The sequence below is a fragment of the Mycolicibacterium pallens genome, assembly GCF_019456675.1.
GTDB lineage: Bacteria > Actinomycetota > Actinomycetes > Mycobacteriales > Mycobacteriaceae > Mycobacterium > Mycobacterium crocinum.
The window spans coordinates 5,415,190-5,441,940 of record NZ_CP080333.1; the positions used below are offsets into that span (position 1 = coordinate 5,415,190).

28 protein-coding genes are annotated in these 26,751 nt (G+C 68.1%); 9 read left to right on the plus strand and 19 right to left on the minus strand.

What is annotated here, in order from left to right:
* Positions 1 to 81: 81 nt before the first annotated feature.
* Positions 82 to 1,671, plus strand: coding sequence for an adenylate/guanylate cyclase domain-containing protein (locus tag K0O64_RS26450; protein ID WP_071950268.1), 1,590 nt, complete (start codon positions 82 to 84; stop codon positions 1,669 to 1,671).
* Positions 1,672 to 1,676: 5 nt separating this feature from the next.
* On the opposite strand, the gene topA is transcribed toward K0O64_RS26450, so the two are convergent.
* The 3 genes from topA to K0O64_RS26465 all read right to left on the minus strand — a co-directional run bounded on the left by topA (position 1,677) and on the right by K0O64_RS26465 (position 5,523).
* Complete coding sequence (gene topA / locus K0O64_RS26455) at positions 1,677 to 4,469, minus strand: type I DNA topoisomerase (RefSeq protein WP_071948891.1); 2,793 nt, start codon at positions 4,467 to 4,469, stop codon at positions 1,677 to 1,679.
* A gap of 112 nt (positions 4,470 to 4,581) precedes the next feature.
* Complete coding sequence (locus tag K0O64_RS26460) at positions 4,582 to 5,160, minus strand: hypothetical protein (protein ID WP_071948890.1); 579 nt, start codon at positions 5,158 to 5,160, stop codon at positions 4,582 to 4,584.
* A gap of 159 nt (positions 5,161 to 5,319) precedes the next feature.
* Positions 5,320 to 5,523: a cold-shock protein gene (locus K0O64_RS26465; RefSeq protein ID WP_003925183.1), complete on the minus strand. Its 204-nt coding sequence runs from the start codon at positions 5,521 to 5,523 to the stop codon at positions 5,320 to 5,322.
* A 290-nt stretch (positions 5,524 to 5,813) separates the two neighbouring features.
* On the opposite strand from K0O64_RS26465, the gene K0O64_RS26470 reads away from it, so the two are divergent.
* Both K0O64_RS26470 and K0O64_RS26475 read left to right on the plus strand, forming a co-directional pair.
* The gene (locus K0O64_RS26470; protein ID WP_071948889.1) at positions 5,814 to 8,141 is read left to right on the plus strand and encodes a DNA 3'-5' helicase SftH; all 2,328 of its coding nucleotides are present in this window, start codon (positions 5,814 to 5,816) and stop codon (positions 8,139 to 8,141) included.
* Positions 8,142 to 8,447: 306 nt separating this feature from the next.
* Entirely contained in the window at positions 8,448 to 9,473 is a 1,026-nt protein-coding gene (locus K0O64_RS26475) for a PAS domain-containing protein (RefSeq protein ID WP_071948888.1), read from the plus strand.
* On the opposite strand, the gene K0O64_RS26480 is transcribed toward K0O64_RS26475, so the two are convergent.
* The 7 genes from K0O64_RS26480 to ssd are packed head-to-tail and all read right to left on the minus strand — an operon-like array spanning position 9,470 to position 13,919.
* Positions 9,470 to 9,787 (minus strand): Rv3654c family TadE-like protein, encoded by a 318-nt coding sequence (locus K0O64_RS26480; protein WP_434085470.1) that lies wholly within the window; start codon positions 9,785 to 9,787, stop codon positions 9,470 to 9,472. The genes K0O64_RS26475 and K0O64_RS26480 overlap by 4 nt on opposite strands.
* 19 nt (positions 9,788 to 9,806) lie before the next feature.
* A complete protein-coding gene (locus tag K0O64_RS26485; RefSeq protein WP_071948887.1) occupies positions 9,807 to 10,097 on the minus strand; it encodes a TadE family type IV pilus minor pilin in 291 nt (96 codons plus the stop codon).
* A 35-nt stretch (positions 10,098 to 10,132) separates the two neighbouring features.
* Complete coding sequence (locus K0O64_RS26490) at positions 10,133 to 10,324, minus strand: DUF4244 domain-containing protein (protein WP_096313036.1); 192 nt, start codon at positions 10,322 to 10,324, stop codon at positions 10,133 to 10,135.
* A 25-nt stretch (positions 10,325 to 10,349) separates the two neighbouring features.
* Positions 10,350 to 10,919, minus strand: coding sequence for a type II secretion system F family protein (locus K0O64_RS26495; RefSeq protein WP_071948885.1), 570 nt, complete (start codon positions 10,917 to 10,919; stop codon positions 10,350 to 10,352).
* The gene (locus K0O64_RS26500) at positions 10,916 to 11,695 is read right to left on the minus strand and encodes a type II secretion system F family protein (RefSeq protein ID WP_071948884.1); all 780 of its coding nucleotides are present in this window, start codon (positions 11,693 to 11,695) and stop codon (positions 10,916 to 10,918) included. The genes K0O64_RS26495 and K0O64_RS26500 overlap by 4 nt, the downstream gene beginning before the upstream one ends.
* A complete protein-coding gene (locus K0O64_RS26505; RefSeq protein WP_071948883.1) occupies positions 11,692 to 12,855 on the minus strand; it encodes a TadA family conjugal transfer-associated ATPase in 1,164 nt (387 codons plus the stop codon). The genes K0O64_RS26500 and K0O64_RS26505 overlap by 4 nt, the downstream gene beginning before the upstream one ends.
* Positions 12,852 to 13,919, minus strand: coding sequence for a septum site-determining protein Ssd (ssd, locus tag K0O64_RS26510; protein WP_071950266.1), 1,068 nt, complete (start codon positions 13,917 to 13,919; stop codon positions 12,852 to 12,854). Before ssd ends, K0O64_RS26505 begins: the two co-directional genes overlap by 4 nt.
* Before the next feature lie 414 nt (positions 13,920 to 14,333).
* Between ssd and K0O64_RS26515 the strand changes: the two genes are divergently transcribed.
* Entirely contained in the window at positions 14,334 to 15,191 is an 858-nt protein-coding gene (locus K0O64_RS26515) for an HAD-IB family hydrolase (protein WP_071948882.1), read from the plus strand.
* 372 nt (positions 15,192 to 15,563) lie between these two features.
* Here K0O64_RS26515 and K0O64_RS26520 read toward each other — a convergent pair whose 3' ends face one another.
* A complete protein-coding gene (locus K0O64_RS26520) occupies positions 15,564 to 16,310 on the minus strand; it encodes an oxidoreductase (protein WP_071948881.1) in 747 nt (248 codons plus the stop codon).
* Positions 16,311 to 16,423: 113 nt separating this feature from the next.
* On the opposite strand from K0O64_RS26520, the gene acs reads away from it, so the two are divergent.
* Positions 16,424 to 18,382 carry an acetate--CoA ligase gene (gene acs, locus K0O64_RS26525; RefSeq protein ID WP_071948880.1) on the plus strand — a complete coding sequence of 653 codons (1,959 nt, stop codon included), beginning with the start codon at positions 16,424 to 16,426 and terminating at the stop codon, positions 18,380 to 18,382.
* Position 18,383: 1 nt separating this feature from the next.
* Here the strand turns inward: acs and K0O64_RS26530 are convergent, their stop codons facing one another.
* A complete protein-coding gene (locus K0O64_RS26530; protein WP_071948879.1) occupies positions 18,384 to 19,049 on the minus strand; it encodes a chymotrypsin family serine protease in 666 nt (221 codons plus the stop codon).
* 192 nt (positions 19,050 to 19,241) lie between these two features.
* Here K0O64_RS26530 and K0O64_RS26535 point away from each other — a divergent pair, with 192 nt between their 5' ends.
* Both K0O64_RS26535 and K0O64_RS26540 read left to right on the plus strand, forming a co-directional pair.
* Positions 19,242 to 19,754: a phage holin family protein gene (locus tag K0O64_RS26535; protein ID WP_220045830.1), complete on the plus strand. Its 513-nt coding sequence runs from the start codon at positions 19,242 to 19,244 to the stop codon at positions 19,752 to 19,754.
* Positions 19,748 to 20,704: an alpha/beta fold hydrolase gene (locus K0O64_RS26540; protein WP_220046537.1), complete on the plus strand. Its 957-nt coding sequence runs from the start codon at positions 19,748 to 19,750 to the stop codon at positions 20,702 to 20,704. Before K0O64_RS26535 ends, K0O64_RS26540 begins: the two co-directional genes overlap by 7 nt.
* Here the strand turns inward: K0O64_RS26540 and marP are convergent.
* From marP to nth, 4 genes are read right to left on the minus strand one after another with little or no spacing between them, the layout of a single operon-like run.
* Entirely contained in the window at positions 20,697 to 21,884 is a 1,188-nt protein-coding gene (gene marP / locus K0O64_RS26545; RefSeq protein ID WP_071948876.1) for an acid resistance serine protease MarP, read from the minus strand. The two genes, K0O64_RS26540 and marP, sit on opposite strands and share 8 nt — an antisense overlap.
* On the minus strand, positions 21,881 to 22,654 hold the full coding sequence (locus K0O64_RS26550) for an NUDIX hydrolase (protein WP_220045831.1): 774 nt from the start codon (positions 22,652 to 22,654) through the stop codon (positions 21,881 to 21,883). The genes marP and K0O64_RS26550 overlap by 4 nt, the downstream gene beginning before the upstream one ends.
* A gap of 20 nt (positions 22,655 to 22,674) precedes the next feature.
* Complete coding sequence (locus K0O64_RS26555; RefSeq protein ID WP_220045832.1) at positions 22,675 to 23,316, minus strand: TlpA family protein disulfide reductase; 642 nt, start codon at positions 23,314 to 23,316, stop codon at positions 22,675 to 22,677.
* Positions 23,317 to 23,330: 14 nt separating this feature from the next.
* Positions 23,331 to 24,143: an endonuclease III gene (gene nth / locus K0O64_RS26560; protein WP_220045833.1), complete on the minus strand. Its 813-nt coding sequence runs from the start codon at positions 24,141 to 24,143 to the stop codon at positions 23,331 to 23,333.
* Positions 24,144 to 24,236: 93 nt separating this feature from the next.
* Between nth and K0O64_RS26565 the strand changes: the two genes are divergently transcribed.
* Positions 24,237 to 24,536, plus strand: coding sequence for a hypothetical protein (locus K0O64_RS26565; RefSeq protein WP_071948872.1), 300 nt, complete (start codon positions 24,237 to 24,239; stop codon positions 24,534 to 24,536).
* Positions 24,537 to 24,637: 101 nt separating this feature from the next.
* A complete protein-coding gene (gene crp, locus K0O64_RS26570; protein ID WP_005138643.1) occupies positions 24,638 to 25,312 on the plus strand; it encodes a cAMP-activated global transcriptional regulator CRP in 675 nt (224 codons plus the stop codon).
* On the opposite strand, the gene K0O64_RS26575 is transcribed toward crp, so the two are convergent.
* The 3 genes from K0O64_RS26575 to sp36 are packed head-to-tail and all read right to left on the minus strand — an operon-like array spanning position 25,309 to position 26,689.
* Entirely contained in the window at positions 25,309 to 26,079 is a 771-nt protein-coding gene (locus K0O64_RS26575) for an MBL fold metallo-hydrolase (protein ID WP_096312410.1), read from the minus strand. The two genes, crp and K0O64_RS26575, sit on opposite strands and share 4 nt — an antisense overlap.
* Positions 26,076 to 26,531: a RidA family protein gene (locus tag K0O64_RS26580; protein ID WP_096312411.1), complete on the minus strand. Its 456-nt coding sequence runs from the start codon at positions 26,529 to 26,531 to the stop codon at positions 26,076 to 26,078. The genes K0O64_RS26575 and K0O64_RS26580 overlap by 4 nt, the downstream gene beginning before the upstream one ends.
* A complete protein-coding gene (sp36, locus tag K0O64_RS26585; protein WP_005138621.1) occupies positions 26,528 to 26,689 on the minus strand; it encodes a Sp36 family protein in 162 nt (53 codons plus the stop codon). The genes K0O64_RS26580 and sp36 overlap by 4 nt, the downstream gene beginning before the upstream one ends.
* Positions 26,690 to 26,751 lie beyond the last annotated feature (62 nt).

Consider the following 26,751-nt stretch of genomic DNA (forward strand, 5'->3'; position numbering starts at 1 on the left):
AGTGCTCAGCAACGACACAACCGCCGACCGCCGGGTTCCAGACGTGCTGATCGGTCGCTCTGTACCGATACGGTGGGGATCGTGACCACCGCGCAGCTCAGCCCCGGGCGAATCAATGGATTCGTCCGCTGGGTCGCGCGCACGCCGTGGCCGGTGTTTTCCCTGGGCATGCTGCAGGCCGACATCATCGGCGCGCTGCTGGTGCTGGGCTTCCTTCGGTTCGGCCTGCCGCCGTCGGATCGGGTCATGCTGCAGGACCTGCCGACGCTGAACCTGGTCATCTTCCTGAGCTACCTGTTCATCTCGTTCGGGGTCGGTGCGTTCGTCAGCCTCAGGCTGCTCGTTCCGGTGTTCCGCTGGCAACGCCGCGATGCGCTGCTGGCCGAGGACGACCCGGCCGTCACCGAGCAGGCTCGGCTGCGGGCGTTGCGGATGCCGGTCTACCGCTCGGTGATCAGCATGACGAACTGGGTGCTGGGCGCAGTGGTGTTCATCGCCGCCAGCTGGCCGGTGGCCAGCCATGCCGCGCCCGTGCTGGCGGTGTCCACGCTGCTGGGCGCCACGGCCACCACGATCATCGGCTACCTGCAGTCCGAGCGGGTGCTGCGTCCGGTGGCGGTCGCCGCGCTGCGTGGCGGGGTGCCGGAGAAGTTCCACCGCCCCGGTGTCATCCAGCGGCTGGTGCTGACCTGGCTGTTGTCCACCGGGGTGCCGCTGCTGGCGATCGTGCTGTCGGTGGTGGCCAGCAAGTTCTCGCTGCTGGCGGCGTCGGCCGACGCCCTGTTCACGCCGATCCTGCTGATGGCGGTGGCCGCGCTGGTGGTCGGGATGGCCGGCAATGTGCTCTCGGCGATGTCGATCGCCGATCCGCTGCGCCAGCTGCGCTGGGCGCTCGGTGAGGTGCAGCGCGGCAACTACAACGCCCACATGCAGATCTACGACGCCAGTGAGCTGGGCCTGCTGCAGGCCGGCTTCAACGACATGGTCCGCGACCTGAGCGAACGGCAGCGGCTGCGCGACCTGTTCGGCCGCTACGTCGGCGAGGACGTCGCCCGGCGCGCCTTGGAGCGTGGCACCGAGCTCGGCGGTCAGGAGCGCGACGTCGCGGTGCTGTTCGTCGACCTCGTCGGCTCGACCCAGCTGGCCGCGTCGCGACCGCCCAGCGAGGTGGTGAGCATGCTCAACGAGTTCTTCCGGGTGGTCGTCGAGACGGTCAAGAAGCACGGCGGTTTCGTCAACAAGTTCCAGGGTGATGCGGCGCTGTGCATCTTCGGCGCACCCATCGAACATCCCGATGCCTCCGGTGCGGCGCTGGCCGCATCGCGGGAACTGCACGACGAGCTGGTCGGGGTGCTGGGCCAAACCGAATTCGGGATCGGCGTCTCGGCCGGGCGCGCGATCGCCGGGCACATCGGCGCGCAGGCCCGCTTCGAGTACACCGTGATCGGCGACCCGGTCAACGAGGCCGCCCGGCTGACCGAGCTGGCCAAGTTGGAGAACGGCCACGTACTGGCGTCGGCGATCGCGGTCAGTGGTGCGCTGGACGCCGAGGCGCTCTGCTGGAACGTCGGCGAGATCGTTGAACTGCGCGGCCGGCGGGCGCCGACGCAACTGGCCCGCCCAGTGAACCTGCTCCTGCCCAGCGAAACCAGCGGAATCGTCACTGGCTGAGGCGGTTACGCCTTCTTCGCGGCCTTCTTGGCCGGCGCCTTGCGGGTCGTCTTCTTCGCGGCAGCCTTCTTCTTGACCGGGCCGCGGGCGCGCCGGTCGGCAAGCAATTCCGAGGCCCGCTCGTCGGTGATCGACATGACATCGTCACCCTTGCGCAGGCTCGCATTGGTCTCGCCGTCGGTGACGTACGGGCCGAAGCGACCGTCCCTGATCACCATCGGCTTGCCCGATGCCGGATCGTTGCCCAACTCGCGCAATGGCGGGGCCGAAGCACCTTGGCGGCCACGGCGTTTCGGCTCGGCATAGATCTTCAAGGCTTCTTCGAGGGTGATCTCGAAGATCTGGTCCTCGGTGGCCAGTGAGCGAGAATCGGTGCCGCGCTTGAGGTATGGGCCGTAGCGACCGTTCTGCGCGGTGATCTCCTCGCCGTTGGCGGGATCCACGCCGACCACGCGCGGGAGCGAGAGCAGCTTGAGCGCATCCTCGAGCGTGATGGTCTGCAGGTCCATCGAGCGCAGCAGCGATCCAGTGCGCGGCTTGGGACCCGTCGGCTTCTTGCCCTTTTTGGCACCGACACCCGGGTCGTCGTCCGGCGGCGGGGGCAACACCTCGGTGACGTACGGCCCGTAACGTCCGTCCTTGGCTACGATCTCGTGTCCGGACTCCGGATCCACGCCGAGCACGCGGCCCTCTTGCGGTGTGGCGAAAAGGGTTTCGGCCAGCTCAAGGGTCAGCTCGTCGGGCGTGATCTCGTCGTTGAGGTTGGCTCGCTGAGGTTTGGGTTCGCCATCCTCGCCGGTGATCATCCGCTCCAGGTATGGGCCGTTCTTACCCACCCGAACCACGATCGGCCGGCCTTCCTCGTCGTCGAACAGCTTGATGGAGTTGACTTCTCGGGCATCGATGCCTTCGAGGTTGACACCCACCAGCTTCTTGAGGCCACCGGCGCGGGCGATCGAGTCGGCCACACCATGGTCGCCACCGAAGTAGAAGTTGGACAGCCAGTTGGTGCGCCGCTCCTGCCCGGTGGCGATCTCGTCGAGCTCGTCCTCCATGGCGGCGGTGAAGTCGTAATCCACCAGGCGGCCGAAGTGCTGTTCCAGCAGACCGGTCACCGCGAACGCCACCCAGGACGGCACCAGCGCGCTGCCCTTCTTGTGGACGTAGCCGCGGTCCTGAATCGTCTTGATGATCGAGGAATACGTTGAGGGACGGCCGATTCCGAGATCCTCGAGCGCCTTGATCAGCGATGCCTCGGTGTAGCGGGCCGGCGGGTTGGTGTTGTGGCCGTCGGCGGTCAGGCCGGTGGCGTCCACCCGCTGGCCCTGCCGCAGCTGCGGCAACCGGCTCTCGGCGTCGTCGGCTTCACCGCCGGCCAGCTCGTCGACGGTCTCGACGTAAGCCTTGAGGAAGCCGGCGAAGGTGATCGTGCGACCGCTGGCAGCGAAGGTGACTTCGCGCCCGTCGGACGAGGTTCCGTTGATCCGCAAGCTCAGCGTCGTGCCGCGGGCATCGGCCATCTGCGAGGCGACGGTGCGTTGCCAGATCAGCTCGTAGAGCCGGAACTCGTCGTTGTCGAGTTCGCGGTGCAGCGCCCCGGGGGTGGCGAAGGTGTCGCCGGCGGGCCGGATGGCCTCGTGCGCCTCCTGAGCGTTCTTGACCTTGCGGGTGTACTGCCGCGGCGAGGGGTGCACGTACTCGTCGCCGTAGAGCTGGCGGGCCTGAGTGCGTGCGGCGTTGATGGCCGACTCCGACAACGTCGTCGAGTCGGTACGCATATAGGTGATGTAGCCGTTCTCATACAGCCGCTGCGCGATGCTCATCGTGCGCTCGGACGAGAACCGCAGCTTGCGGCCCGCCTCCTGCTGCAGCGTTGAGGTCATGAACGGCGGATACGGCTTGCGGGTGTAGGGCTTCTCCTCCACCGACGCCACGGACAGGCTGGCGCCCTGCAATCCGGTGGCCAGCGAGCCCGCGACGGCCTCGTCGAGCACGACAACCTCGTCGGGCTTGCGGACGACGCCCAGCGAATCGAAGTCGCGGCCGGTGGCGACCCGCTTGCTGTCGACGTTGACCAGCCGGGCGGTGAACCGCGGCGGCGCGGCATTCGGGTCCGAGACGGACGCGTCGAGTTCGGCGATCACGTCCCAGTAGGAGGCGCTGCGGAAGGCCATCCGGTCGCGTTCGCGCTGCACGATGATGCGGGTGGCCACGGACTGCACCCGGCCCGCCGACAGCTTCGGGGCAACCTTCTTCCACAGCACGGGGCTGACCTCGTAGCCGTAGAGGCGGTCCAGGATGCGCCGGGTCTCCTGCGCATCGACCAGGTCGGTGTCCAGGTCGCGGGGGTGTTCGGCGGCCGCACGGATGGCGGGTTCGGTGATCTCGTGGAACACCATCCGCTTGACCGGGACGCGGGGCTTCAACGTCTCCAGCAGGTGCCAGGCGATGGCCTCACCCTCGCGGTCACCGTCGGTGGCGAGGTAGAGCTCGTCGACATCCTTGAGCAGGCCCTTGAGCTCGGTGACCGTGCTCTTCTTGTCCGGGCTGATGATGTAGAGCGGCTCGAAGTTGTCCTCGACGTTGACGCCTAGCCGCGCCCACGGCTCCGTTTTGTACTTGGCGGGCACGTCGGCGGCGTTGCGAGGCAGGTCACGGATGTGACCGCGGGACGACTCGACGATGTAATTGGAGCCCAGGTAACCCGCGATCTTGCGCGCCTTGGTGGGCGACTCGACGATGACGAGCCGCCGAACGTTGCCGTTCCGGTTACCGCTGCCGCGGTCGTCGTCAGCCAACTGCCCTTACGCTCCACTTCTGTCTTCCCCACAGGTACCCCCAACCCGCGGGCACCTGACAATTTCGCACTCCGAGGGTGTCAACGCAAACCGACCCTCGCAGCGCAATCTCTCAGATCCGGGGCCACGCTGACAACGCTTCGAGCTGATTTGGTGGTTCCCCCACGTTCTCTACCAGGCGTGATAGCCGCCGACGGCCACTGATTCGAAGGGCCGGCCGGGCGCCTCGGGTGCCGATCAGCGTCGGTGCGATCCCCACCCGCATCAACGCCGACGCGAGCGGCGAATGCGTATCGGGGGCGTGCGGGTCCAGTCCCAGCAGATAGCGATCGGGCTCCGGGCTGCCGGCCGCCAGCGTCCAGGCACGCAGCTCACGCGCTCCGGGCAGCCATTGCGGCGGCACCGTCTTGACGGCTCCCCTGGTCCAGGCGGCGGCGATGCCCGACAACCGGGCGTCCACCGCGGTGCGCACTAACGGGTTGTTCTCGTCGGTGCGGGTGATCTCGGCCTCCAGGCCGGTCTCACTGATCATCTCCGCCAACGCCTCGGCCCGCCACAGATCGTCGACCACCACCGACAGCCTGGCCCCGGCGCCGACGACGACCACCTGTCCGGTTGTCGCAAGCAACCCGGTGAGGTCGGCGACCGCGGGCGGCACCGACTCAGCCGAGAAGAAGGACAGCTGACTCACGAGTCGACAGTAAGGCAGTAGGAGACGAGCGGGACGCAGCCGAGCCCTCGGGCTGGCGACGGGCGTGGCGGCCGCTGAGTGCGACAGCCACAGACGAAAGCACCCCCGGCGAGACCCGTCACCGGGACGCTCGGGGGTGTTTCGTGATGTCGTTGTTGATCAGATGGAGCGCACGCCAGTGGCCTGCGGTCCCTTGGGGCTCTGACCGACCTCGAACTCGACCCTTTGGTTCTCCTCAAGGGTGCGGAAGCCCGACCCCTGAATTTCCGTGTAGTGGACGAACACGTCGGCAGAGCCGTCCTCGGGTGCAATGAACCCGAAACCCTTCTCGGCGTTGAACCACTTCACAGTTCCCTGTGGCATCTTTCGTACTTTCCTTCTCTTCCAACCGGGAGCGGCCGACCGAGTTTTCGGCAGACCGGGCCCGTTCCGACCGCCATCCTTCGTGGAGTCGTCGGAACTCACCCGACCTACAGACCCTCGCAGGAACCGCGATCGCAACGTCGATCCTGCGAGTGCTGACACACGAACACAGAAGCTGCGACCGCCCATATCCAATCACGTCCAGAGCTGTTGCGACAGTCTCAGTGCTACTAACTGATGAACAATTCGATACAGGGATGTACATCTCTTTTAGAAAGGGCTGATTTCAAATGGTGAGTTTCGGCAGCGAGCTGCTTAACGCGGCCGTCGCGGGCGCCGAATCATCGCCGGAAGCGCTGCGTCACGTCGCCGAACTGCCCGCCCGCCAAGCCCACGGCATGGACTGGCCTGCCTGGGCTGATCCAGATGTGCTCCGCGCGTTCCATGATCACGGAATCGAGTTGCCGTGGTCGCATCAGGTGCGCGCCGCCGACCTCGCCCACTCTCGCCAGCATGTCGTCATCAGCACCGGTACCGCATCGGGCAAGTCGCTGGCGTTCCAATTACCGATCATGGATGTGCTGGCGCGTGATCCGCGCGCCAGGGCGCTTTATTTGTCGCCCACCAAAGCGCTCGGCCACGACCAATTGCGGACCGCGCATTCTTTGACGACAGCGGTGCCCGCGCTCGCCGATGTCGCACCGACCTCCTACGACGGCGACACCCCGGTCGAGGTACGCAGATTCGCCCGGGAACGGTCGCGATGGCTGTTCTCCAATCCCGACATGATTCATCTGTCGTTGCTGCGCAACCACGCTCGCTGGGCGGTGTTCCTGCGCGGGTTGCGCTACATCGTCGTCGACGAATGTCATTACTACCGAGGCATTTTCGGTTCGAACGTGGCCATGGTTCTGCGTCGGCTACTGAGGTTGTGCGAACGCTACGCGCCGGCATCGGAACCGGGTCCGACGGTCATCTTCGCCAGCGCGACCACCGCGGCACCCGGTGAAACCGCCGCCGAACTGATCGGGCAGACCGTGACGGAGGTGACCGAGGACGGGTCGCCGCACGGCGCGCGGACCGTCGCCCTGTGGGAGCCCGAACTGCGCACCGATCTGTTGGGGGAAAACGGTGCGCCGGTGCGACGTTCAGCCGGCGCGGAGGCCGCTCGGATGATGGCCGATCTGGTTGCTGAAGGCGCGCGAACGCTGACCTTCGTACGGTCGCGGCGCGGCGCGGAGCTCACCGCTCTGGGAGCGCGGGCCCGCCTCGAGGACATCGCCCCGCACCTGATCGACACGGTGGCGTCCTACCGGTCGGGTTACCTCGCCGAGGACCGCCGGGAGTTGGAACGCGCCCTGTCCGAAGGAGAATTACGGGGGGTGGCCACCACGAATGCACTCGAGCTTGGCATTGACATCGCCGGGCTGGATGCGGTTCTGCTGGCGGGCTTTCCGGGCACCGTGGCGTCGTTTTGGCAGCAGGCAGGCCGGTCCGGTCGGCGCGGCCAGGGTGCGCTGGTGATTCTCGTCGCGCGCGACGACCCCTTGGACACCTATCTTGTGCACCACCCGGAGGCGTTGCTGGACAAGCCGGTTGAACGGGTGGTCATCGATCCGACAAACCCCTATGTGGTCGGCCCGCAACTGTTGTGCGCGGCAACGGAGATGCCGTTGGAGGAGGCGGAGGTCCGGCGCTGGGAGGCCGAGCCGGTGGCCGCTGAGCTCGTCGACGACGGATTGTTGCGCCGCCGTGGCGGCAAGTACTTCCCCGCCGCCGGGCTGGACCCGCATCCGGCGGTGGACATCCGTGGCTCGGCCGGCGGGACCATCGCGATCGTCGAAACAGAGACCGGGCGGATGCTGGGCAGTGCCGACGCGGGGCAGGCGCCGGCCGCCGTTCATCCCGGTGCGGTGTATCTCCATCAGGGCGAGAGCTATCTCGTCGACTCGTTGAGTTTTTCCGACGGGGTGGCGTTCGTGCATGCCGAGGATCCCGGCTACACCACCTTCGCCAGGGAGATCACCGACATCACGGTGACCGGGACGGGCGAGCGGGTGCACTACGACGCGGTGACGCTGGGCCTGGTGCCCGTGTCGGTGACACACCGGGTGATCGGTTACCTGCGCCGCCGGTTATCCGGGGAGGTCATCGATTTCGTCGAACTCGACATGCCCGAGCACTGCCTGCCGACCACTGCGGTGATGTACACGATCACACCGGAAGCGTTGGCGGACAGCGGGATCGAACAGCTGCGGATACCCGGATCCCTACATGCGGCCGAGCACGCGGCGATCGGCCTGCTGCCGCTGGTGGCCAGCTGCGATCGCGGTGACATCGGCGGTGTGTCCACCGCCGTCGGTGCCGACGGTCTGCCCACGGTGTTCGTCTACGACGGGCATCCGGGTGGAGCGGGTTTCGCCGAGCGCGGCTATCGTCTGGCCAGCACGTGGCTGGGCGCCACCGCGGCGGCGATCGAAGCATGCGAATGTCCGCAGGGCTGCCCGTCGTGTGTGCAGTCACCCAAGTGCGGCAACGGGAATGACCCGTTGGACAAGTCCGGCGCGGTTGCGGTCCTCAAGCTGGTTCTCGCGCAGCTGGCTGCCGGCGGTGCCTGACCGGCGTGCCGACCGACCCCTCGAACAGTCGACACCCACGATGCAAGCACGCGCCGACGTGCTGGCTCCGTGCCCCACACTGCTGGAGGCGTTCCGGAAGCCTGACATCATTGCGCGCGGTGAACGGTCGGACAACGCGATCCATTCCCAAATGTCGGGCGTAGGCGAAAAATAACCGAACTGCCATTGCGGCCGCAAGCAAATGGACATCGTGGCGGTTTGCCGGACCAATTCCTTGGTTTCCACCTGGGGATTCCCCTGTTCGATCCCAAGCTTGCCCCAAGGCGGCGTCGTTAAAATGCCACCATGACCCCCGATTGGCTGCTGGTGGAGACACTCGGCACCGAACCGGTGGTGGTCGCGCAGGGCCGCCAGATGAAGAACCTGGTTCCGCTGGCCATCTACTTGCGACGCAACCCGCATCTGGCGGCGATCCAGACCGCCATCGCCGAGACCGTGGCGACCGGCAACAGTCTGGCCAGCATCACCCCGAAGAGCGATCGCGTGATCCGCACCGAACCGGTCCAGATGTCCGACGGCCGGATGCATGGTGTGCATGTGTGGATCGGGCCCGCCGACGCCGAACCGCCGGAGCGGCCGATACCCGGTCCGTTGAAATGGGATATGACCCTCGGGATCGCGACCGACACCGTCGAGTCACTGGTCAACGCCGGGATGGATCCCACCAAGGAGCCCACCCACGGCCGGGCATTCGCCGAGGACCTGCCGTCGCGCAGTTTCAACCGGGACGAAGCCAAGGTCCTGGCGCTGGCCATCGACGCCGAACCCGGCCGGACTTATTGCACGACATGGACTTTCACGGACAGCAACGGCGAGACCATCCGGGCGGGGTTCGTGGCGCGTACCGCGTTGGAGATGACGGAGGACGCCACCGAGCATCTGATCGCCCGCGCGATGAACCTGCGGTGCGACCTCGACGAGGGTTCGCTGCCACCCGACCATCTGGCGCAACGGATCCTCGACGGGCTGTCCCAGCCCGGTGTGCACCGCGCGCTTGTCGACCTCGGCACCTGGAAGCTCCTGAAGTGGCTCGACGATCCGTGCCCCTATTACGACTGGCGCCAGAGCGTTCAGTTCCACCCCGACGACCGCGACGAGCTGATCCCGATGGCGGAGGAGTTCCGGACCGGTACCACCAGTCGGGTGTTGCGGCTGCCCGGCGTCGACGGCGGCTGGGTCCCGATGCACGTGACGGTCAACCGCGTCGAGGTCGACAAGAACATCTTCGCCGGGCTGATCACCCTGCGTCTGCCCACCGCAGCCGAACTCGCCGCCGCCCGCCTGACCGTCAAGGGCACCTCGACCGCCTAGCGTGCCTCGACCGGACCCGCCCGCGCCGCCGCGTGGGCCTGCCCGCCGAGGATCCGGCCCGTCGCCACGTCGACCCGGACCACGATGTCTAGCCCGTCGAGCTCGCACCCGCTCAGCGCCGCGCCCATGGCGCGGCTCACCGCGGCTGCCTGCCGGCATGCGGTCTCACCTCCGCTGGGCAGCCACATGGCCGCGGCCAGCGCGGCCATGTCGGCACCGGCCTGCGCCCGATGCCGTGCCACCACGGCACTCCCGATCTGGACGCCGGCCAGGGTGATGGCCACGAGCGCGGTGATCAGCAGCGCCGCCAGCACGGTCGCGACGCCGTGCTCGTCACGCGCCAGGCTCCGCGGCGGAGATCGCGTCGGCGGCGATGACGACGCCGGGCAGCAGCCGGGACCGGCCGCTGACCGTCGCGACGACGAAGCCGCCGTCACGACGCAACTGCAATGCCGCGCCCGCTGGACCCACCCCGCGGGCCGCGAGGCCCGCAGCCGCCTCGTCGCCGCGTGCCGCCAGGCGGGCGGCCTCCCTGGCGGCATCGATACAGCGCACCTGCATCGCGACCGCGGTGAGGCCTGCCGCGCACAGGACCAGGACCACCACCAGCGCAGCGATGGCCAGGGCCGCCTCGACCGTGGCGAAACCGCCGTCACCGGTTAGACCTTCGTGTTGAGCGCGCGGTTGATGATGTTGGTCAACGCGCCGACGATCGAGTCGCCGGTGACCACGCTGTACAGGATCGCGCCGAAGGCCGCGGCGGCTATCGTGCCGATTGCGTATTCGACCGTCGACATCCCGGCATCGTCGACGGCCGCCACCACCAGCCGCGCCTTGATCTGCTGAAACATGTTGTCGCGCAATTGTTTTTCTCCTTCACAGTAATCCCGATGTGAACACATCACCGGCCAACCCAGCCACCACCGGCACGATGCCGAGGCAGACGAAGGCAGGCAGGAAGCACAGCCCCAGCGGACCGGCGATCAACACCGAAGCGCGTTCGGCGGCGGCCGACGCGGCATGCCCGGCGTCCTGTCGCGACTGCTCGGCGAGCTCGGCGACACCTTGTGCCAGAGCACTTCCCGACGACGCCGACCGGCGCGCCAGCCTGGCCAGCGCGTGGCTGTCCTCACCGGGCTGCGCGGACCACGCGGCATCCGGGTCGGCGCCGAGCGCCAACAGGTCGGCGGCGCGGCGCAAAACCGCCGCGAGGCGATCCGGAGCCGAGGGCGCTGTCGCGGCGGCCGCGGCCGACACCGACATGCCGCCCGTCAGGCATGCCGCGAACACGTCGAGCGCCGACGCGGTCGCGAGCGGGTCACTGTGCGCATCGCTACGGCGGATCGGCACGGACCGCGTCGGGTGCAGCCCTATCCGCCGCCGGACGGCATATGGGCCCGGCGCGAAAAGTATTGCGGCGCAGAGTAACACCGCGGCGACGGTCATGCCGGCAGCCGATCGGTGATGCGGTCAGCCCACACCAGACCGACGCACACCAGCGTTGTGCCCACTACCAAGAGCCAGCCGCCTACACCGCCGCCAAGAAGAAATCCGACGGGATGTGCACCGACCAGCTCGCCGAGGAACACACCCAGCAGTGGCAGGCCGGCCAGGATCGCCGCGGTGGCGCGCGCCCCGGCCAGACCGGCCTCGACCCGGGCGGTGAAGCGCTGCCGCTCGACGATGTCGCGCTGCGCGGTGCGGATCAGCGCCGCCATCGCCAACCCGTGGTCGGCCGCGAGCTGCCAGCATACCGCGAGCCGCTCCCACTGGGCCGGAATCGACGTCGACGTGGCCAGCGCCCGCAGTCCGGCTCCGACATCGGCCCCCAGGCCGGCCCGCGCCGCGACCGCTCGCAGCGCGATGCCGATTGCACCGGCGGATTCAGATGCGGCGATGGTGAAGGCGCGCACCGGATGCGCGCCCACCCGCAGCTCGCCGGCCAGCGTCTCCAGCGCGGACGCCAGGGTCTGTCCGGCATGATGGCGGTCGCGGCTCCGAAGCCGACGACGCCGCCGGGCGATCAGCGTGACGCCCAGTACCGAAGCCGCGAGCAGCGCCGCCGGTGGCAGCGCGACAGCGGCCACCACCAGACCCGCCACCATGGCGGGCGTCCGCGTGTCAAACCGCGGCGGAGCCAGTCCCAGCCGCACGCGCGGTGGGGGCGGCGCGGCGAGCACAGCAAACCCCAAAAGAACTGCAGCCAAGGCAATTCCGGTCATGCTCGTCGCCCGTCGATCAACGCGCCCAACTGCTGCTGACCGTCCTGCCAACCGCGGTCGGCATGCCAGGCCGTCACCGCAGACACGCCGCCGCCGTCCGCGCGGCACAGCACCGCGATCTCGCTGAGCCGGCGGGTGCCGTCGCGGCGGCGACTCACGTGCACCACCACCTGGACGGCCGCAGCCAGCTGACTGTGCAAGGCCGCGCGATCCAGACCGCCGAGCGCGGCGAGTGCTTCCAGCCGGGCCGGCACCTCGGCGGGGCTGTTGGCGTGCACTGTCCCGGCACCGCCGTCGTGTCCGGTGTTGAGCGCGGTCAGCAGGTCGACGACCTCGGCGCCGCGCACCTCCCCGACGACGATCCGGTCGGGTCGCATCCGCAGGGCCTGACGAACCAGCTGTCGCATCGTGACCTCACCGGCGCCTTCCACGTTGGCGGCGCGGGCCACCAGCCGCACCAAGTGCGGGTGCCTCGGTGCGAGCTCGGGAGCGTCCTCGACGCAGACGATCCTCTCGCCGCTGTCGACCGCGCCCAACGCGGCGGCCAGCACGGTTGTCTTGCCTGCGCCGGTACCGCCGGAGACGAGGAAGGCCAACCGGGCCGCGATGATCCCGCCGAGCACCTCGGCGGCCTCCGGCGTGATCGAGCCGGCGGCGATCAACGCCGCGAGATCCTGGGTGGCAGGCCGCAACACCCGCAGCGAGAGGCAGGTTCCGGCGGCGGCGACCGGAGGCAGGACGGCGTGGAGGCGGACCGAGAACTCTCCGGCGCCCAGCCCGGCGAGCTGCCCGTCGACCCACGGCTGCGCATCGTCCAACCGCCGTCCCGCGGCGATCGCGAGCCGCTGCGCCAGCCGGCGCACCGCAGCTTCATCGGCGAAGCGGACCGACGTGGGCCGCAGACCGCTGCCGTCATCGACCCACACCGCGTCCGGAGCGGTGACCAGAACGTCGGTGGTCCCGGGTGCGCGCAGCAACGGCTCCAACGGCCCGGCGCCGGTGAGTTCGGTCTGCAGTACCCGCAGGTTCGTCAGGACCTCGGTGTCGCCGAGCACTCCCCCGGATTCGGCTCGAATGGCGGCCGCCACCGCCGCCGGCCGCAAAGACGACGACTCGGCGGCCAGCCGCTCGCGGACCCGCTCGACCAACGAGGCGTTCATGCCGCACGCACCTGCCCGCCGGCCGGCAGGATCTCGAGGACCGCGCGGGCAGCCGCACCGAGCGGAGAACGCCGGCGCACCCGCAACCCGCCGCGCTCCACGCGTTCGGCCAGCATCGGCTCGGGTCGCATCGCCGCGAGAAGGGGCAGATCGGCCACCTCCGCCGCCTCGGCGGCGCGCAGGCCGCCCGGGGTTGGACCGCGCACAACAAGGCCGACGTTCGGGTTGACCCCGCGCAGTACCGGGGCCAGCGCCGCGGTCGCCGCGACGCCCCGGACGTCGCAGGGGCTGATCACCACCACCAGGTCGGCACCCTCGAGCGTGCCGGCCGCCGCCCCGGTCATTCGCCGCGGCAGGTCGCAGATCACCAACATTCCGCCGCGCCGGCCCGCGTCGACGACGGCCTCGACCGCCCCGGGCTCGATCTCATGGCTGTGCCGGGCGCCGGACAGGACGCTGACGCCGTGGTGACTCGGCAGCGCGTCCCGCACTGCCGACCAGGCCAGCCGCCCACCCCGCAGACTCAGGTCGGGCCAGCGCAGACCCGGCACCGTCTCGGCACCCAGCAGAAGGTCGATCCCGCCGCCCCACGGATCGAGGTCGACCAGCAGCGATGCCGACGCCACCAGGGCCAGGGCGGTCGCGAACGTCGACGCGCCTGCGCCGCCACGTCCACCGATCACGGCGATCGTCCGCCCGGTGCGCGAGCCCTCGCCGACCGCCTCCGCAGCATCAGAGAGGTAACCGACCAGCTCGGCGTCTTGCGCCGGCAGAGCACAAACCTGCTGGGCGCCAACGGCCATCGCCGCCGCCCAGCTCGGGGCCTGCGGTTCGGCCGGGGAGATCAGAATCACCCCGCCCCGCCGGGGCAGGCCGTCTCGCTCGCAGCGTCGGGCCGCTTCTTCGTCGAGGACGATCGCGACCGCCGCCGACCACGTCTTGCGGGTCAGCGGTGCAGAAACGGTGACCGGACGAAGCCCGACCGCGGCGACGACCCGCTCGGCCTGCTCACTTAATTCGGGGTCCTCGGTGAGGACGAGGACGACACCCGGACTGCTGCTCACCACGCAACAGTCGGGCGCGCGGCGGGCGTTCGCCAGTCGGCTCGATCCGATCTGTGGATGAACGCCGATCTGGGGAGTAATGCTCACACCAGGACGGCAGCAGAAGTGATCCCGGCAACGTTTGTCGAGTTTGCCGAGACGGCCAGAGATTCTTTGTCAGAAAAAGGGACGACCCCCGCCAGGGGGGGAGGAGGCGGAGGTCGTCGTGTATCAGCCCCGGGGGGTCGGGCTGATGCACACCCGGCATAAGCCGAGTAAACTCACTATACACACGACAATGTGCAGTCGCGCAAGTGTTGCTACCACTTCGAAACCATGTATTCGCTGTGAAAATGCAGGGTGCGACACGTGGCGTGGCCTGCCACTTTGTGCTCGCCCGCGAAGGTGCCGCCAGCCCCACCTATCCTGGGAAGCGTGACCGACCCTGCCTCGGCCGCCGAACAGCTAATCCCCGTCCGGCCCGAGCCCACGCCTGGGCCCCCCTCCCGCACGGCGGCATTTTTCGACCTGGACAAGACCGTCATTGCCAAGTCGAGCACGCTGGCTTTCAGCAAACCCTTCTTCGACCAAGGGCTTCTCAACCGGCGAGCGGTGCTGAAATCCAGCTATGCGCAGTTCCTTTTCCTGATGTCCGGCGCCGATCACGACCAGATGGACCGGATGCGCTCCTACGTCACCGCGATGTGCGCCGGCTGGAACGTCGAACAAGTTCGTGCCATCGTCACCGAGACTCTGCACGACATCGTCGATCCGCTGGTCTTTGCGGAAGCTGCAGAACTGATCGCAGACCACCGGTTGTGTGGCCGCGACGTGGTCATCGTCTCGGCATCCGGTGAAGAGATCGTCGCCCCGATCGCACGAGCGCTGGGTGCCACCCACGCGATGGGCACCCGGATGGTCATCGAGGACGGCAAGTACACCGGCGAGGTTGCCTTCTATTGCTACGGCGAGGGAAAGGCCGCGGCCATCCGCGAACTGGCCGCGTTGGAGGGTTACTCCCTCGAGCACTGCTACGCCTACTCCGACTCCATCACCGACCTCCCGACGCTGAAATCTGTGGGCCACCCGAGCGTCGTCAACCCCGACCGCGCGCTGCGCAAGGAAGCCGCCGCACAGGGTTGGCCCGTACTGACTTTCCTGCGTCCGGTGCCCTTGCGCGACCGGATTCCGGCCCCGTCCGGCGCGGCGGTCGCGACGACGGCTGCGCTCGGAATCAGCGCGCTGGCAGCCGGGGCGTTGACGTACTCGGTGCTACGCCGGTTGTCTTTCTAGCGCGACCAATTCGTTGCCGATTAGCCCCTTGCTGTGACCGTGGTCACGGAGTACAAAGGAAGGCACGGACGCCTGGCAAGGCCAAGATAGCGCCGGAAGAGAAGGCACTATCTCCCAAGCCAAGCGGCCCAGCACGGTTCCCGGCACCCACGCGGAGCACGCCGCGATAATGGCAGAAGTGTTGCGGGCCTGCGTAATTGCGAAGAGCGAGCGGAAAGAACGACCCTTTGGGTGGGGTTGTAAACGAAGCGCAGCGCAAAAACGCCGAGGCCAACCCACGCAGCCCACCCCGCACGCCTGGTAACCGAGAAACCGTGCTAGCGGGCGGCGAGCCGAAGACTTCGGAACGCCGCCCGCTTCGCTGCGCAGGGACTACTTCGTCGCGGCGTCCGCGATCGATATCGCTTCTCGCGCACCGTCTTCCAACGCTTGACACGACATCACCAGCCAGGATCCGACCGCCGCGGGCTCGCCCGTCGCGAACGCCTGAGCTGTTGCGCGGTACTCCTCGGCGCGGCGCATCCAGTACACCTCCGGCACACCGAGCCCATGCGGGTCGAGGCCGGTCGCCATCGTGACAAGTCGCGACACCGCCCGCGCCACAACGCCATCGCCGGGGCCGAACGGCGCCAGCGTCAGCAGTTCTCCGTGCGCGACGGCGGCCAGCACCGGTGCGGGCGCCGAGCTGCCCCCGGTCGTCAGCCGGGTGACCAGATCGAGGCGTGCGGCGACCTCAGGATTCTGCCGCGGCCGGCCGAGTAGGTCCTCGTCGATCAGGTCGGCCGCGGCCAGCGCGTGCAGACGCGCGAGGGCCTGCAGCGGGGCGCGCTGCCACACCCCGACGAGGTTGGTGGTCCCGCCTTCCAGCGCTTGGCCTACGCGCAGCGCACCCGCCAGAATCGGGTCGTTCGGTTCGGCGCCGGAAGCATCGAGCTGGACCGCGCCACCGTCGAGGGCCGATGACGAGCGTGCGCCGCGGACGGCCGACTCCGCTGCGGTCACCGGCCAGTTGCGCAGGTTCGTGCGATGCCGATGCGCTTTGGCCAACGCTTCGCGCGCGGCCTCGGCGGCCTCGGCCACCCCGGGCAGAGTCAGCAGCGGGGCCAGGAGGTCACTCACGTTCGGTCACGCTATCCGATGTTCGCGTGCCGTTCGGCGCGCGGCAGTAACCGCCCGCCGACGATTGTGACGTGCCAACTGCGATGCAACCTTCGGTGACTACGCTCACAGACATGACCGAGGCGCACACCGAAGTTCTGCCAAGCTTTCCTCCGTCGGCTGATTTCGCCGCGAATGCCAATGCCACTGCTGCGTTGTATGACGCGGCCGAGGCCGACCGGTTGGCGTTCTGGGCAGACCAGGCCAACCGGCTGTCCTGGGACACGCCCTTCACCGAGGTACTGGACTGGTCCGAAGCGCCGTTCGCGAAGTGGTTCGTCGGTGGCAAGCTCAACGTCGCCTACAACTGCGTCGACCGGCACGTCGAAGCCGGCAACGGAGACCGCGTCGCCATCCATTGGGAGGGAGAACCGGTCGGCGACTCCAAGGTGCTGACCTACGCCCAACTCAAGGACGAGGTGTGCAAGGCCGCCAACGCGTTGACCGAGTTGGGCCTGTCTGCCGGTGATCGGGCGGCGATCTACATGCCGATGGTTCCCGAGGCCATCGTGGCGATGCTGGCCTGTGCCCGTCTGGGGGTGATGCACAGTGTGGTCTTCGCCGGCTTCTCGGCATCGGCGTTGCGAGCCCGCGTCGAGGACGCCGAAGCCAAAATCGTGATCACCACCGACGGTCAGTACCGGCGCGGAAACGCGGTGTCGCTCAAGACCGCTGTCGACGAAGCGGTCGAGGGCCAGGACTGCGTGAAGCACGTTCTGGTGGTCCGCCGAACCGGAATCGACATCAGCTGGACCGACGGCCGCGACCGGTGGTGGCACGACACCGTCGACGCCGCCTCGCCCGAGCACACCCCTGAAGCGTTCGACTCCGAACATCCACTGTTCTTGCTGTACACCTCCGGCACGACGGGCAAGCCCAAGGGCATCATGCACACCTCGGGCGGGTATCTGACCCAGGCCTCCTACACCCACTACAACGTGTTCGACCTCAAACCCGAGACCGACGTGTATTGGTGCACCGCCGATATCGGCTGGGTCACCGGGCACACCTACATCGTCTACGGGCCGCTCTCCAACGGCGCCACGCAGGTCGTCTATGAGGGCACCCCGGCCTCCCCCGATGAGCACCGCCATTTCCAGGTGATCGAAAAGTACGGGGTGAGCATCTATTACACCGCCCCCACCCTGATCCGCACGTTCATGAAGTGGGGCCGCGAACTGGCCTTCGAACACGACCTGTCCAGCCTGCGCCTGCTCGGCTCGGTGGGTGAGCCGATCAACCCCGAAGCCTGGCGCTGGTACCGCCTGGTGTTCGGCGCCGACAAGACCCCGATCGTCGACACCTGGTGGCAGACCGAAACCGGCGCGATCATGATCTCCCCGCTGCCGGGTGTGACCGACTGCAAGCCCGGTTCGGCGATGCGCGCCCTGCCCGGGATCTCGGCGAAGATCGTCGACGACGATGGCAACGAATTGCAGCCCAGCCCCGATCACGGCGAGCACGTCACCGGCTATCTGGTGTTGGACAAGCCGTGGCCGGCGATGTTGCGCGGGATCTGGGGCGACCCCGACCGGTTCAAGGACACCTATTGGGCGCGGTTTGCCGAGCAGGGCTGGTATTTCGCCGGGGACGGCGCCCGCTACGGCAGCGACGGCGAGATCTGGGTGCTCGGCCGTATCGACGATGTCATGAACGTCTCCGGGCACCGGATCTCCACTGCCGAAGTGGAATCCGCCCTCGTCGGGCATTCCGGTGTCGCCGAGGCCGCCGTCGTCGGCGCCACCGACGACCACACCGGCCAAGCCATCTGCGCCTTCGTCATCCTCAAGGCGCACCACGCCGACATGCCCGCCGAGCAGATGGTCGATGAGCTCCGCGCGGAAGTCGCCAAGGAGATTTCCCCGATCGCCAAACCCCGGGAAATCCACGTCGTACCCGAACTGCCCAAAACCCGCAGCGGCAAAATCATGCGCCGACTCCTGCGCGATGTGGCCGAAGGACGCGAACTCGGCGACACCTCGACCCTGGTGGATCCGACTGTGTTCGAAGCGATCCGAGCCAGCAAGACCTGAGTCAGCCGACGGCGGTCGTCGGGACGAAACCGGTGCCGGGCCGGTTCTTTCCGGCGACGTCGCCCAGGACCGCGTTGATCGACATCGTCACCGCGGGGGTGTGCAGCGGAATGAACTTCACCACGCACGTGGGCAGGTCCTCGCTGAATGCACCGTGGATCATCCCGACGAGTTTGTTGTTCACCGTCACCGGCGCACCGGAGTCGCCCGGTTGGCCGCAGACCTGGTTGACGATGGTGCCCGGATCCTGTCCGGGACCCCACGTGACTCCGCAGGAGTAGCCGGTGGTGCGACCGAGCTTGCAGGCGATCTCCCCGAACACCGGGTCGGGTCCGATGCCGTCAATGACGAAGCCCTTGTAGTTCGAGATCGGCTGCACCTTGTCGGGATCGAACCGGATCACCGCGTAGTCGAGATTGTCGTTGCCCGCGACCATGGTGCCGATCACGCCGTCGGCCGGGCGGTCCTCCGAGGCGACCTGAGCGCCCGGGCCGCCGCAGTGTGCGGAGGTGAACCCGATGAGCGCGCCGGTGTTGTCGTTGCCGATGCTCGTCAAGGTGCAGTAGGTGTCCCCGTTGACGACGATGCCCGCCCCACCGCCGATCGGTACCTTCCCGTCGGCCCCCGCGACGGGTGTCAAACCGGAGATCAGGGCGACGACGGCCATGACAACGGCCCCCGCTGTCAGGCGCACACGCTGCGCGGTCGTCACTGGCAACCTCCATCCACAGTCCGCCCCGACAGGGCGAGTCTAGCTTGATCACACGCGTAACTTGCGTAACAGCTCAGTGGGTACCCCCGCTGCGAGCGTGGCATGGCAACATGAACCGCGACGACAGCGAACAGTTGGAGGACAGCCGTGAGCAATGGCGATCGCAAGACCGGTGTACCCACCACCGTCACCTCGATCCCGCTGGTGGACCCGAACGCGCTACCGGCCAACCCCTCCGTCGGCGACCTGGTCAAGGACGCCACCGCGCAGATGTCCACCCTGGTGCGCGCCGAGGTCGAACTGGCCAAGGCCGAGATCACCCGCGACGTGAAGGAGGGCCTGACCGGCAGTGTGTTCTTCATCCTCGCGCTGGTCGTGCTGTTCTACTCCACGTTCTTCCTGTTCTTCTTCCTCGCCGAGCTGCTGGACACCTGGCTGTGGCGCTGGGTCGCGTTCCTGATCGTCTTCCTGCTGATGGTGGTCACCACCGCGGTGTTCGGTCTGCTCGGGTATCTGAAGGTGCGACGGATCCGCGGTCCGCAGAAGACCATCGAATCGGTCAAGGAAGCCCGCGAAGCGTTCACCCCCGGCCACGACCGGTCGGCAGGCAAGGCCGTCGCCACGGGCGCCGCGCCGCCCACTGACCCGTCCGGCTGGTGATCCCCGATCCGTCGGTCACCCGCATCGCGGGGCCGTGGCGACATTTCGACGTTCACGCCAACGGAATTCGGTTCCACTGCGTAGAGGCCCTCAACGGCTCCGAGTCCGCCGCGGGGACCTCGCAACCACTGGTGATCCTGCTGCACGGCTTCGGGTCGTTCTGGTGGTCATGGCGCCACCAGTTGCGCGGCCTGTCCGGCGCTCGGGTGGTCGCCGTCGATCTGCGCGGGTACGGCGGCAGCGACAAACCGCCGCGCGGTTACGACGGGTGGACCCTGGCCGGCGACACCGCCGGACTGATCCGCGCGCTCGGCCACAGCACGGCCACCCTCGTCGGGCACGCTGACGGCGGGCTGGTCTGCTGGGCGACGGCGGTGCTGCACCCCCGGGTGGTGCGCGCCATCGCACTGGTGAGCTCACCGCATCCCGCCGCGTTGCGGGCCTCAGCCCTCGGCCGGCGCGACCAGGGCCGCGCCCTGCTCCCCACGCTGTTGCGCTATCAGCTGCCGATCTGGCCGGAACGCGCACTCACCCGGCACAACGCCGACCTGCTCGAACACCTGGTGCGCAGCCGCGCTTCAGGGAAATGGCTTGCCTCCGAGGACTTTTCAGAGACCGTCGCGCATATGCGCCAGGCGATCCAAATCCCGTCGGCGGCGCACTCCGCGCTGGAATACCAGCGCTGGGCCGTCCGTAGCCAATTACGCAGGGAGGGTTGGCGATTCATGAAGCTGATGAACCGTCCGCTCGACGTACCGCTGATACATCTGCGTGGCGACGCCGACCCCTACGTGCTCGCCGACCCGGTGGACCGCACCCAGCGCTACGCACCGCGCGGGCGGTTCGTGTCGGTGTCCGGTATCGGTCACTTCGCCCATGAAGAGGCCCCCGGCGAGGTCAACGACCACCTGCGACGGTTCCTCGGGCAGGTCTACGACCCGACTAGGTGACGCACGCCCCGGTGGCCACCTTGGCGGTGTTGCCGATCTTGGCCAGCTGACGCGACACCTCGTTGGCGGTCAACACGAATCCGGTGTCGTTGTCGTCCACTGCCGCGCCGAACACCACGCCGAGCACCTGACCCGCCCGGTTGATCATCGGACCGCCCGAATTACCCTGGCGCACAGTCCCTCTGATCGTGTAGACCTCACGATTGACCGTCGTCGTGCGATAGATGTCCGGGCCGTTCAGCTCAATGGTCTCGCGCACCCGCGCCGGGGTCGCCGCGAACTCGCCGCCGCCGGGATAACCCAGCACGACCGCGTCGGTGCCGGACTTGGCCGGCTGATCGGCGAACACCAGCGGACGCTGCGGCAGGTTCGGCACATCGAGGATCGAGATGTCCTCGTTGGGGTCATAGGAGACGACGGTCGCGTCGTAGGTCTGTCCCTCGGCCTCGACGGTGACACTGTCGGATCCGGCTACCACGTGCGCGTTCGACATCACCCGGTTCGGGGCGATCACGAAACCGGTGCCCTCCAGCACCTTTTGGCACCCCGGGGCGACACCGCGGATCTTGACCACACTCGCCCGCGCGTTGGAGACCACCAAACTGTCGGCCAGCGAGGCGTCCGGGGCATCGACGGCCTGAATGGGGGTGCGGCCGAACGGCTGCAACACATCCGGAAGACCGGACGTGCGCAGCAGCGCGGACATCCGCTTGGGCACAGCCTTCAGCCACTCGGGTGCGTACTTGTCCACTTCGGCAAGCACTTTCGAGCCACGCGTCGCGGCAGCCAGGTTGGGTTGGTCCGACGACGTCAGCGGGCTGGCCAGCAGCCACGCCGCGACCATCACCACCAGCAGCTGGACGGCCACGCCGATCACCGAGTCGACGGTGCGCACCGCGGTGTTGCGAATCGCACCGCGCACGGCCCGCCCGAGCACCACGCCGGCCACCTCGCCGACGACCACCAGCGCCAGGATCAGGAACAAGGCGGCAAACAACTTGGCGCGCGGCGAACTGATGTGGCTGACGATATGGGGGGCGAGCATCACCCCGGCGATCGCACCGAGAATCACGCCGACGAACGACATCAGGGAGCCCAGCGCACCGGACCGCCACCCCGAGATGGCCGCGACCAACGCCACCGCCAGTACGGCGATGTCCAGCCATTGCGAACTCGTCACAGGGGCTCCTCACTTCCGACGAGCGCCATCGCCTCGTCCAACTCCCGGACGTCTTCGGTGTTCCACGGTTGCGACCAGCCGGCCACGTCGAGCATCGCTGAGATTACGTGGCCGGTGAACCCCCACACCAACATCTGGTTGAGCAGAAAGGCCGGGCCGGCCAGACCGCGTCCAGCTCCCGTGCGGTACACCATCAGCCGATTCTCAGGGTTGGTGAACGCACGCACCGGAACCCGTGCCACGAGCGCGGTTTCGCCGCTGTCGACGACGGCCACCGGCCCCGGATCCGGGGAGTACGCGAGCACCGGCACGACGTGAAAACCCGAGGGCGGGATGAACATTCGCTCCAGCACGGCCAGGGGGTGCAGGCGGCCCGGGTCAATGCCGGTCTCCTCCTGCGCTTCTCGAAGCGCCGTGGCGACCGGACCGTTGTCCTCCGGGTCCGCCGCCCCGCCGGGGAACGCAGCCTGCCCGGCATGGTGACGCAGGGAGCCCGCCCGAACCGTCAGCAGCAGGTCGGCGTCGTCGGGCAACCGGCCGTCCGCGTACCCGGAACTCGGCCCGGAGAACAACACGAGCACAGCGGCGTCACGCGCGCTGGCGCCGGCATCCCGTGCTTCGACCACCGCGGCCAACAGCTCAGGCGGCACCTTGCGGCGGTACGCGTGCGGAACCCGGTCGACGTTGTCGACCAGGGGCGCCAGCCAGGGCGGCCGGTACTGCGGGGTGAGCGCAAGCGAGTCCGCCGAGCGGGAGGAACCCTGGGTCACCGCGTCTCTCTCGTTTGTTGTCACTGCAGAGCATTCTTCACCGCGGCGGCGATCTCGTCGGCACTGGTGAACGCCTGCGGCAGGATCTTGGCAACGCTACCGTCCGCGCGCAGCACCACGGTGGCGGGCATGACGTTGGGCACGCCCAACGCCGCGGCGATCCGGCGCTGGCCGTCCTGCAGCGTGGGCAGTCGCACTCCGAGCTCGGCCAACCGCAGCAGACCGGCCGTCTCGTTCTCGTCCTGATGCACCGTCACCACGGCAACGTCTGCACCTACTCGGCGCTGGTAGTCCGCCATCGCCGGGAGTTCCTCGGCACACGGCCCGCACCAGTACGCCCACAGGTTGAGCACCACCGTCCGCCCGGCCAGGGCTCGGGCCACATCGACCTGTGCGCCGGTGGCCGCGCACTCGACGACGACGCCGCGCAGCTCCTTGGGCCCGGGATTGTCGGCCGCGGCCGGGCAGGGCGGCAGGTCGGCGCGCTGCCGCGGGCCGGCCAGCGCCTCGGGCGTGTCGGCGTCGCGGTGGGTCCGCGACACCTGGGGGCCCGGCGAGCCTGCCGGGCCGGCCGGGGTGTCGTCGAGTTCGAGAGCGAAGGCGACGATGAGCGCGGCCACCACGGCGAGCACCGCCAGCGTCCAGCGCGTCGAGGTCGACATCACAACGACAACGGTCAGAGCCCGGCCAGCGCCAGCAGATGCTCGGTCTCCGGGCCTTTCACCAACGGGGCGGCGATCAGCGGATCGGTCGGCCCGAGCCCGAAGGACGGGCAGTCCTTGGCCAGCACGCACACCCCACACGCGGGCTTGCGGGCATGGCACACCCGGCGGCCGTGAAAGATCACCCGATGGCTCAATAATATCCACTCGCTGCGTTCGATCAGATCGCCCACGATGTGCTCGACCTTCACCGGGTCTTCCTCAGCCGTCCAGCGCCAGCGGCGCACGAGCCGGCCGAAGTGGGTGTCCACGGTGATACCCGGGATGTCGAAGGCATTGCCCAGGATCACGTTGGCGGTCTTGCGGCCCACTCCCGGCAGGGTGACGAGTTCTTCGATGGTGCGCGGTACCTCGCCGTCGAACCGCTCCTCGAGCTCCTGGCCGAGCCGGATCAGCGAATTGGCCTTATTGCGGTAGAAGCCGGTCGGCCGGATCAACTCCTCGAGTTCGGTGCGGTCGGCCTGGGCGTAATCCTTGGCGGTGCGGTATTTCTTGAACAGCGCCGGAGTGGTGAGGTTGACCCGCTTGTCGGTCGATTGGGCCGACAGGATGGTGGCGACGGCCAGTTCCAGCGGATCGGTGAAGTCGAGTTCGCAGTACACGTGCGGAAACGCCGTGGCCAGGGTGCGGTTCATCCGCCGGGCGCGCCGGACCAGGCCCAGATGGGTTTCCGAATCCCACTTCTTTGCGTCCGCCTTGCTCGCGGCCGGCGGCTTCGCAGCGCCGCCAGCGGCCTTGCGCCTGGTTGACGGGCTGTTCGTGGTCACGTTGCAAGGGTACTGACGAGGTCCGTCAAGCTGCGGACTGACCGGTGACAATTCGTGATCCCGCTGAGACCTTGCGCGTGTTTACTTTCCCCCGTGACCTGGTTGCTCGCGGTGTGTGTCCCCGGGCTGTTGATGCTTTCAACTTTCGGGTTGCAAAGACTCGAGGAGGCGTTGCGCGTCGATCGCGCAGGCGCCGACGAGGTCACGGAGTATCTGGAGCGGACGGCGAAAACGCCGGTCGCGCAGGCGCCGCCGCGCGCCGAAATCGCCTCCGGACGGGTCGAGGTCCAGTCCCGGCGCAGCGATGACGAGCCCGGTTTGCCTACGCGGACATATGCCCACGCACGTCCCAATCCGCAATTTCACCGGACTCAGTACGCCAATCGTGTGTAGCGTTGGCACGTCGAAAGACCGGCAACGACTAGACTGACCTGGCCCAGCAATACAGCTGGCCTGCGCATTTCACATCATCGAAGAGTTTAAAGAGGGGCGACGTGGACGAGATCCTGGCGAGGGCCGGAATCTTCCAGGGAGTTGAACCCAGCGCTGTTTCCGCGCTGACGAAACAGCTTCAGCCGGTTGACTTCCCGCGAGGACACACCGTCTTCGCCGAAGGCGAGCCTGGCGATCGGCTGTACATCATCATCTCCGGGAAGGTGAAGATCGGCCGCCGTTCCCCGGATGGCCGGGAGAACCTGCTGACCATCATGGGCCCGTCGGACATGTTCGGCGAACTGTCGATCTTCGACCCGGGGCCGCGGACGTCCAGCGCCACCACCATCACCGAGGTTCGCGCGGTGTCGATGGATCGCGACGCACTGCGCGCGTGGATCGCCGACCGTCCGGAGATCGCCGAGCAGTTGCTGCGGGTGTTGGCCCGTCGCCTGCGGCGCACCAACAACAACCTCGCCGATCTGATCTTCACCGACGTCCCGGGGCGCGTCGCCAAGCAGCTGCTGCAGCTTGCTCAGCGATTCGGCACCCAGGAGGGTGGCGCGCTGCGAGTCACCCACGACCTCACGCAGGAAGAGATCGCCCAGCTGGTCGGTGCCTCGCGCGAGACGGTCAACAAGGCGCTCGCCGACTTCGCCCATCGCGGATGGATCCGCCTGGAGGGCAAGAGCGTGCTGATCAGCGACAGCGAGCGGCTCGCTAGGCGCGCTCGCTAGTTCCGCAGGTAGTCCAACTGGGCGCGCACCGACTTCTCGGCGGCGTCCCATAGTTCTTCGTCGACGTCGGTATAGACGTGCTCGACGACCTGGCGTGCGGTGGCGTCGTCACCGAGCGCCCGCAGGGCTTGGCGCACCTGGTCGAGCCGTTCCTCCCGGTGCGAGAGGTACATGGCGGTGACGGCTTCCAGGTCCGCGAGGTCGGGTCCGTGGCCGGGCAACACTGTGCGATGCCCGAGCCCCTGCAGTCGGCGCAGGGAATCCAGGTATTGAGTGAGGCTGCCGTCCTCGTCGTCGATGACGGTCGTGCCGCGCCCGAGGACCGTGTCGGCGGTCAGCACGGCATCGTCGAGAAGAAATGACAGCGAGTCCGCGGTGTGGCCCGGGGTGGCCATGACCGTGATCCGCAGACCCGCGGCGTCGATGACCTCGCCGTCGCTCAGTGGACCGCCGAGCCCGCGCAGGAAGCCGCTGCCGACCGACCGCACCACCGCACCGGTGCGGTCGACGATCTTGTCGATGCCACCGGTGTGGTCTTCGTGCTTGTGGCTGATCAGGACCAGAGAAATAGTGCCGAGTTCGGCGAGCTTGCCGATGTGCTCGTCGTCGTCGGGGCCCGGGTCGACGATCACCATCTCGTCGCTGCCCGGTCCGCGCAGCACCCAGGTGTTGGTGCCGTCCAGCGTCATGATGCCCGGGTTGTTGCACAGCAGTACGGAGGCCGATTCGGTCACCGGCCGCAGAACCCCGTACGCCGGATGGGTCATTCGACCTCGGCGATGAGCTCAACTTCTACCGGAGCGTCCAGCGGCAGCTCGGACACTCCGACGGCCGACCGGGCGTGCACGCCGGCCTCGCCGAACACCGCACCCAGAAACTCCGAGGCTCCGTTGATGACGCCGGGCTGACCGGTGAATCCCGGCGCCGACGCGACGAACCCGACCACCTTGACCACCCGCGTCACGTTGTCGATGCCCACCAGCGCGTCGATCGCGGCCAGCGCGTTCAGCGCGCACAGCTGCGCGGCCTGTTTGGCTTGCTCCGCGGTCACCTCGGCGCCGACCTTGCCGGTGTGGATCAACGTGCCCGCTTCGGTCGGAAGCTGGCCGGAGGTATAGACTAGATTCCCGGTCCGCACCGCCGGCACGTAGGCGGCCAGCGGTTTGGCGGGTGCCGGCAGCGTCAGCCCGAGCTCGGCAAGCCGCTCCGAAATGGTCACTTAGGCCGCTTCAGGTACGCGACGTGCTGCTCACCGGTGGGACCGGGGAGGACCGCGACGAGTTCCCAGCCGTCGGCACCCCACTGATCGAGAATCTGCTTGGTCGCGTGGGTCAGCAACGGCACCGTGGCGTATTCCCAAGTCGTCGGTTGGCTCATGACGGAAGCCTATCGCCCACTACCGTTGCCGCAGGCGGCCGCGGGGGCTTGGTTAGCATGCA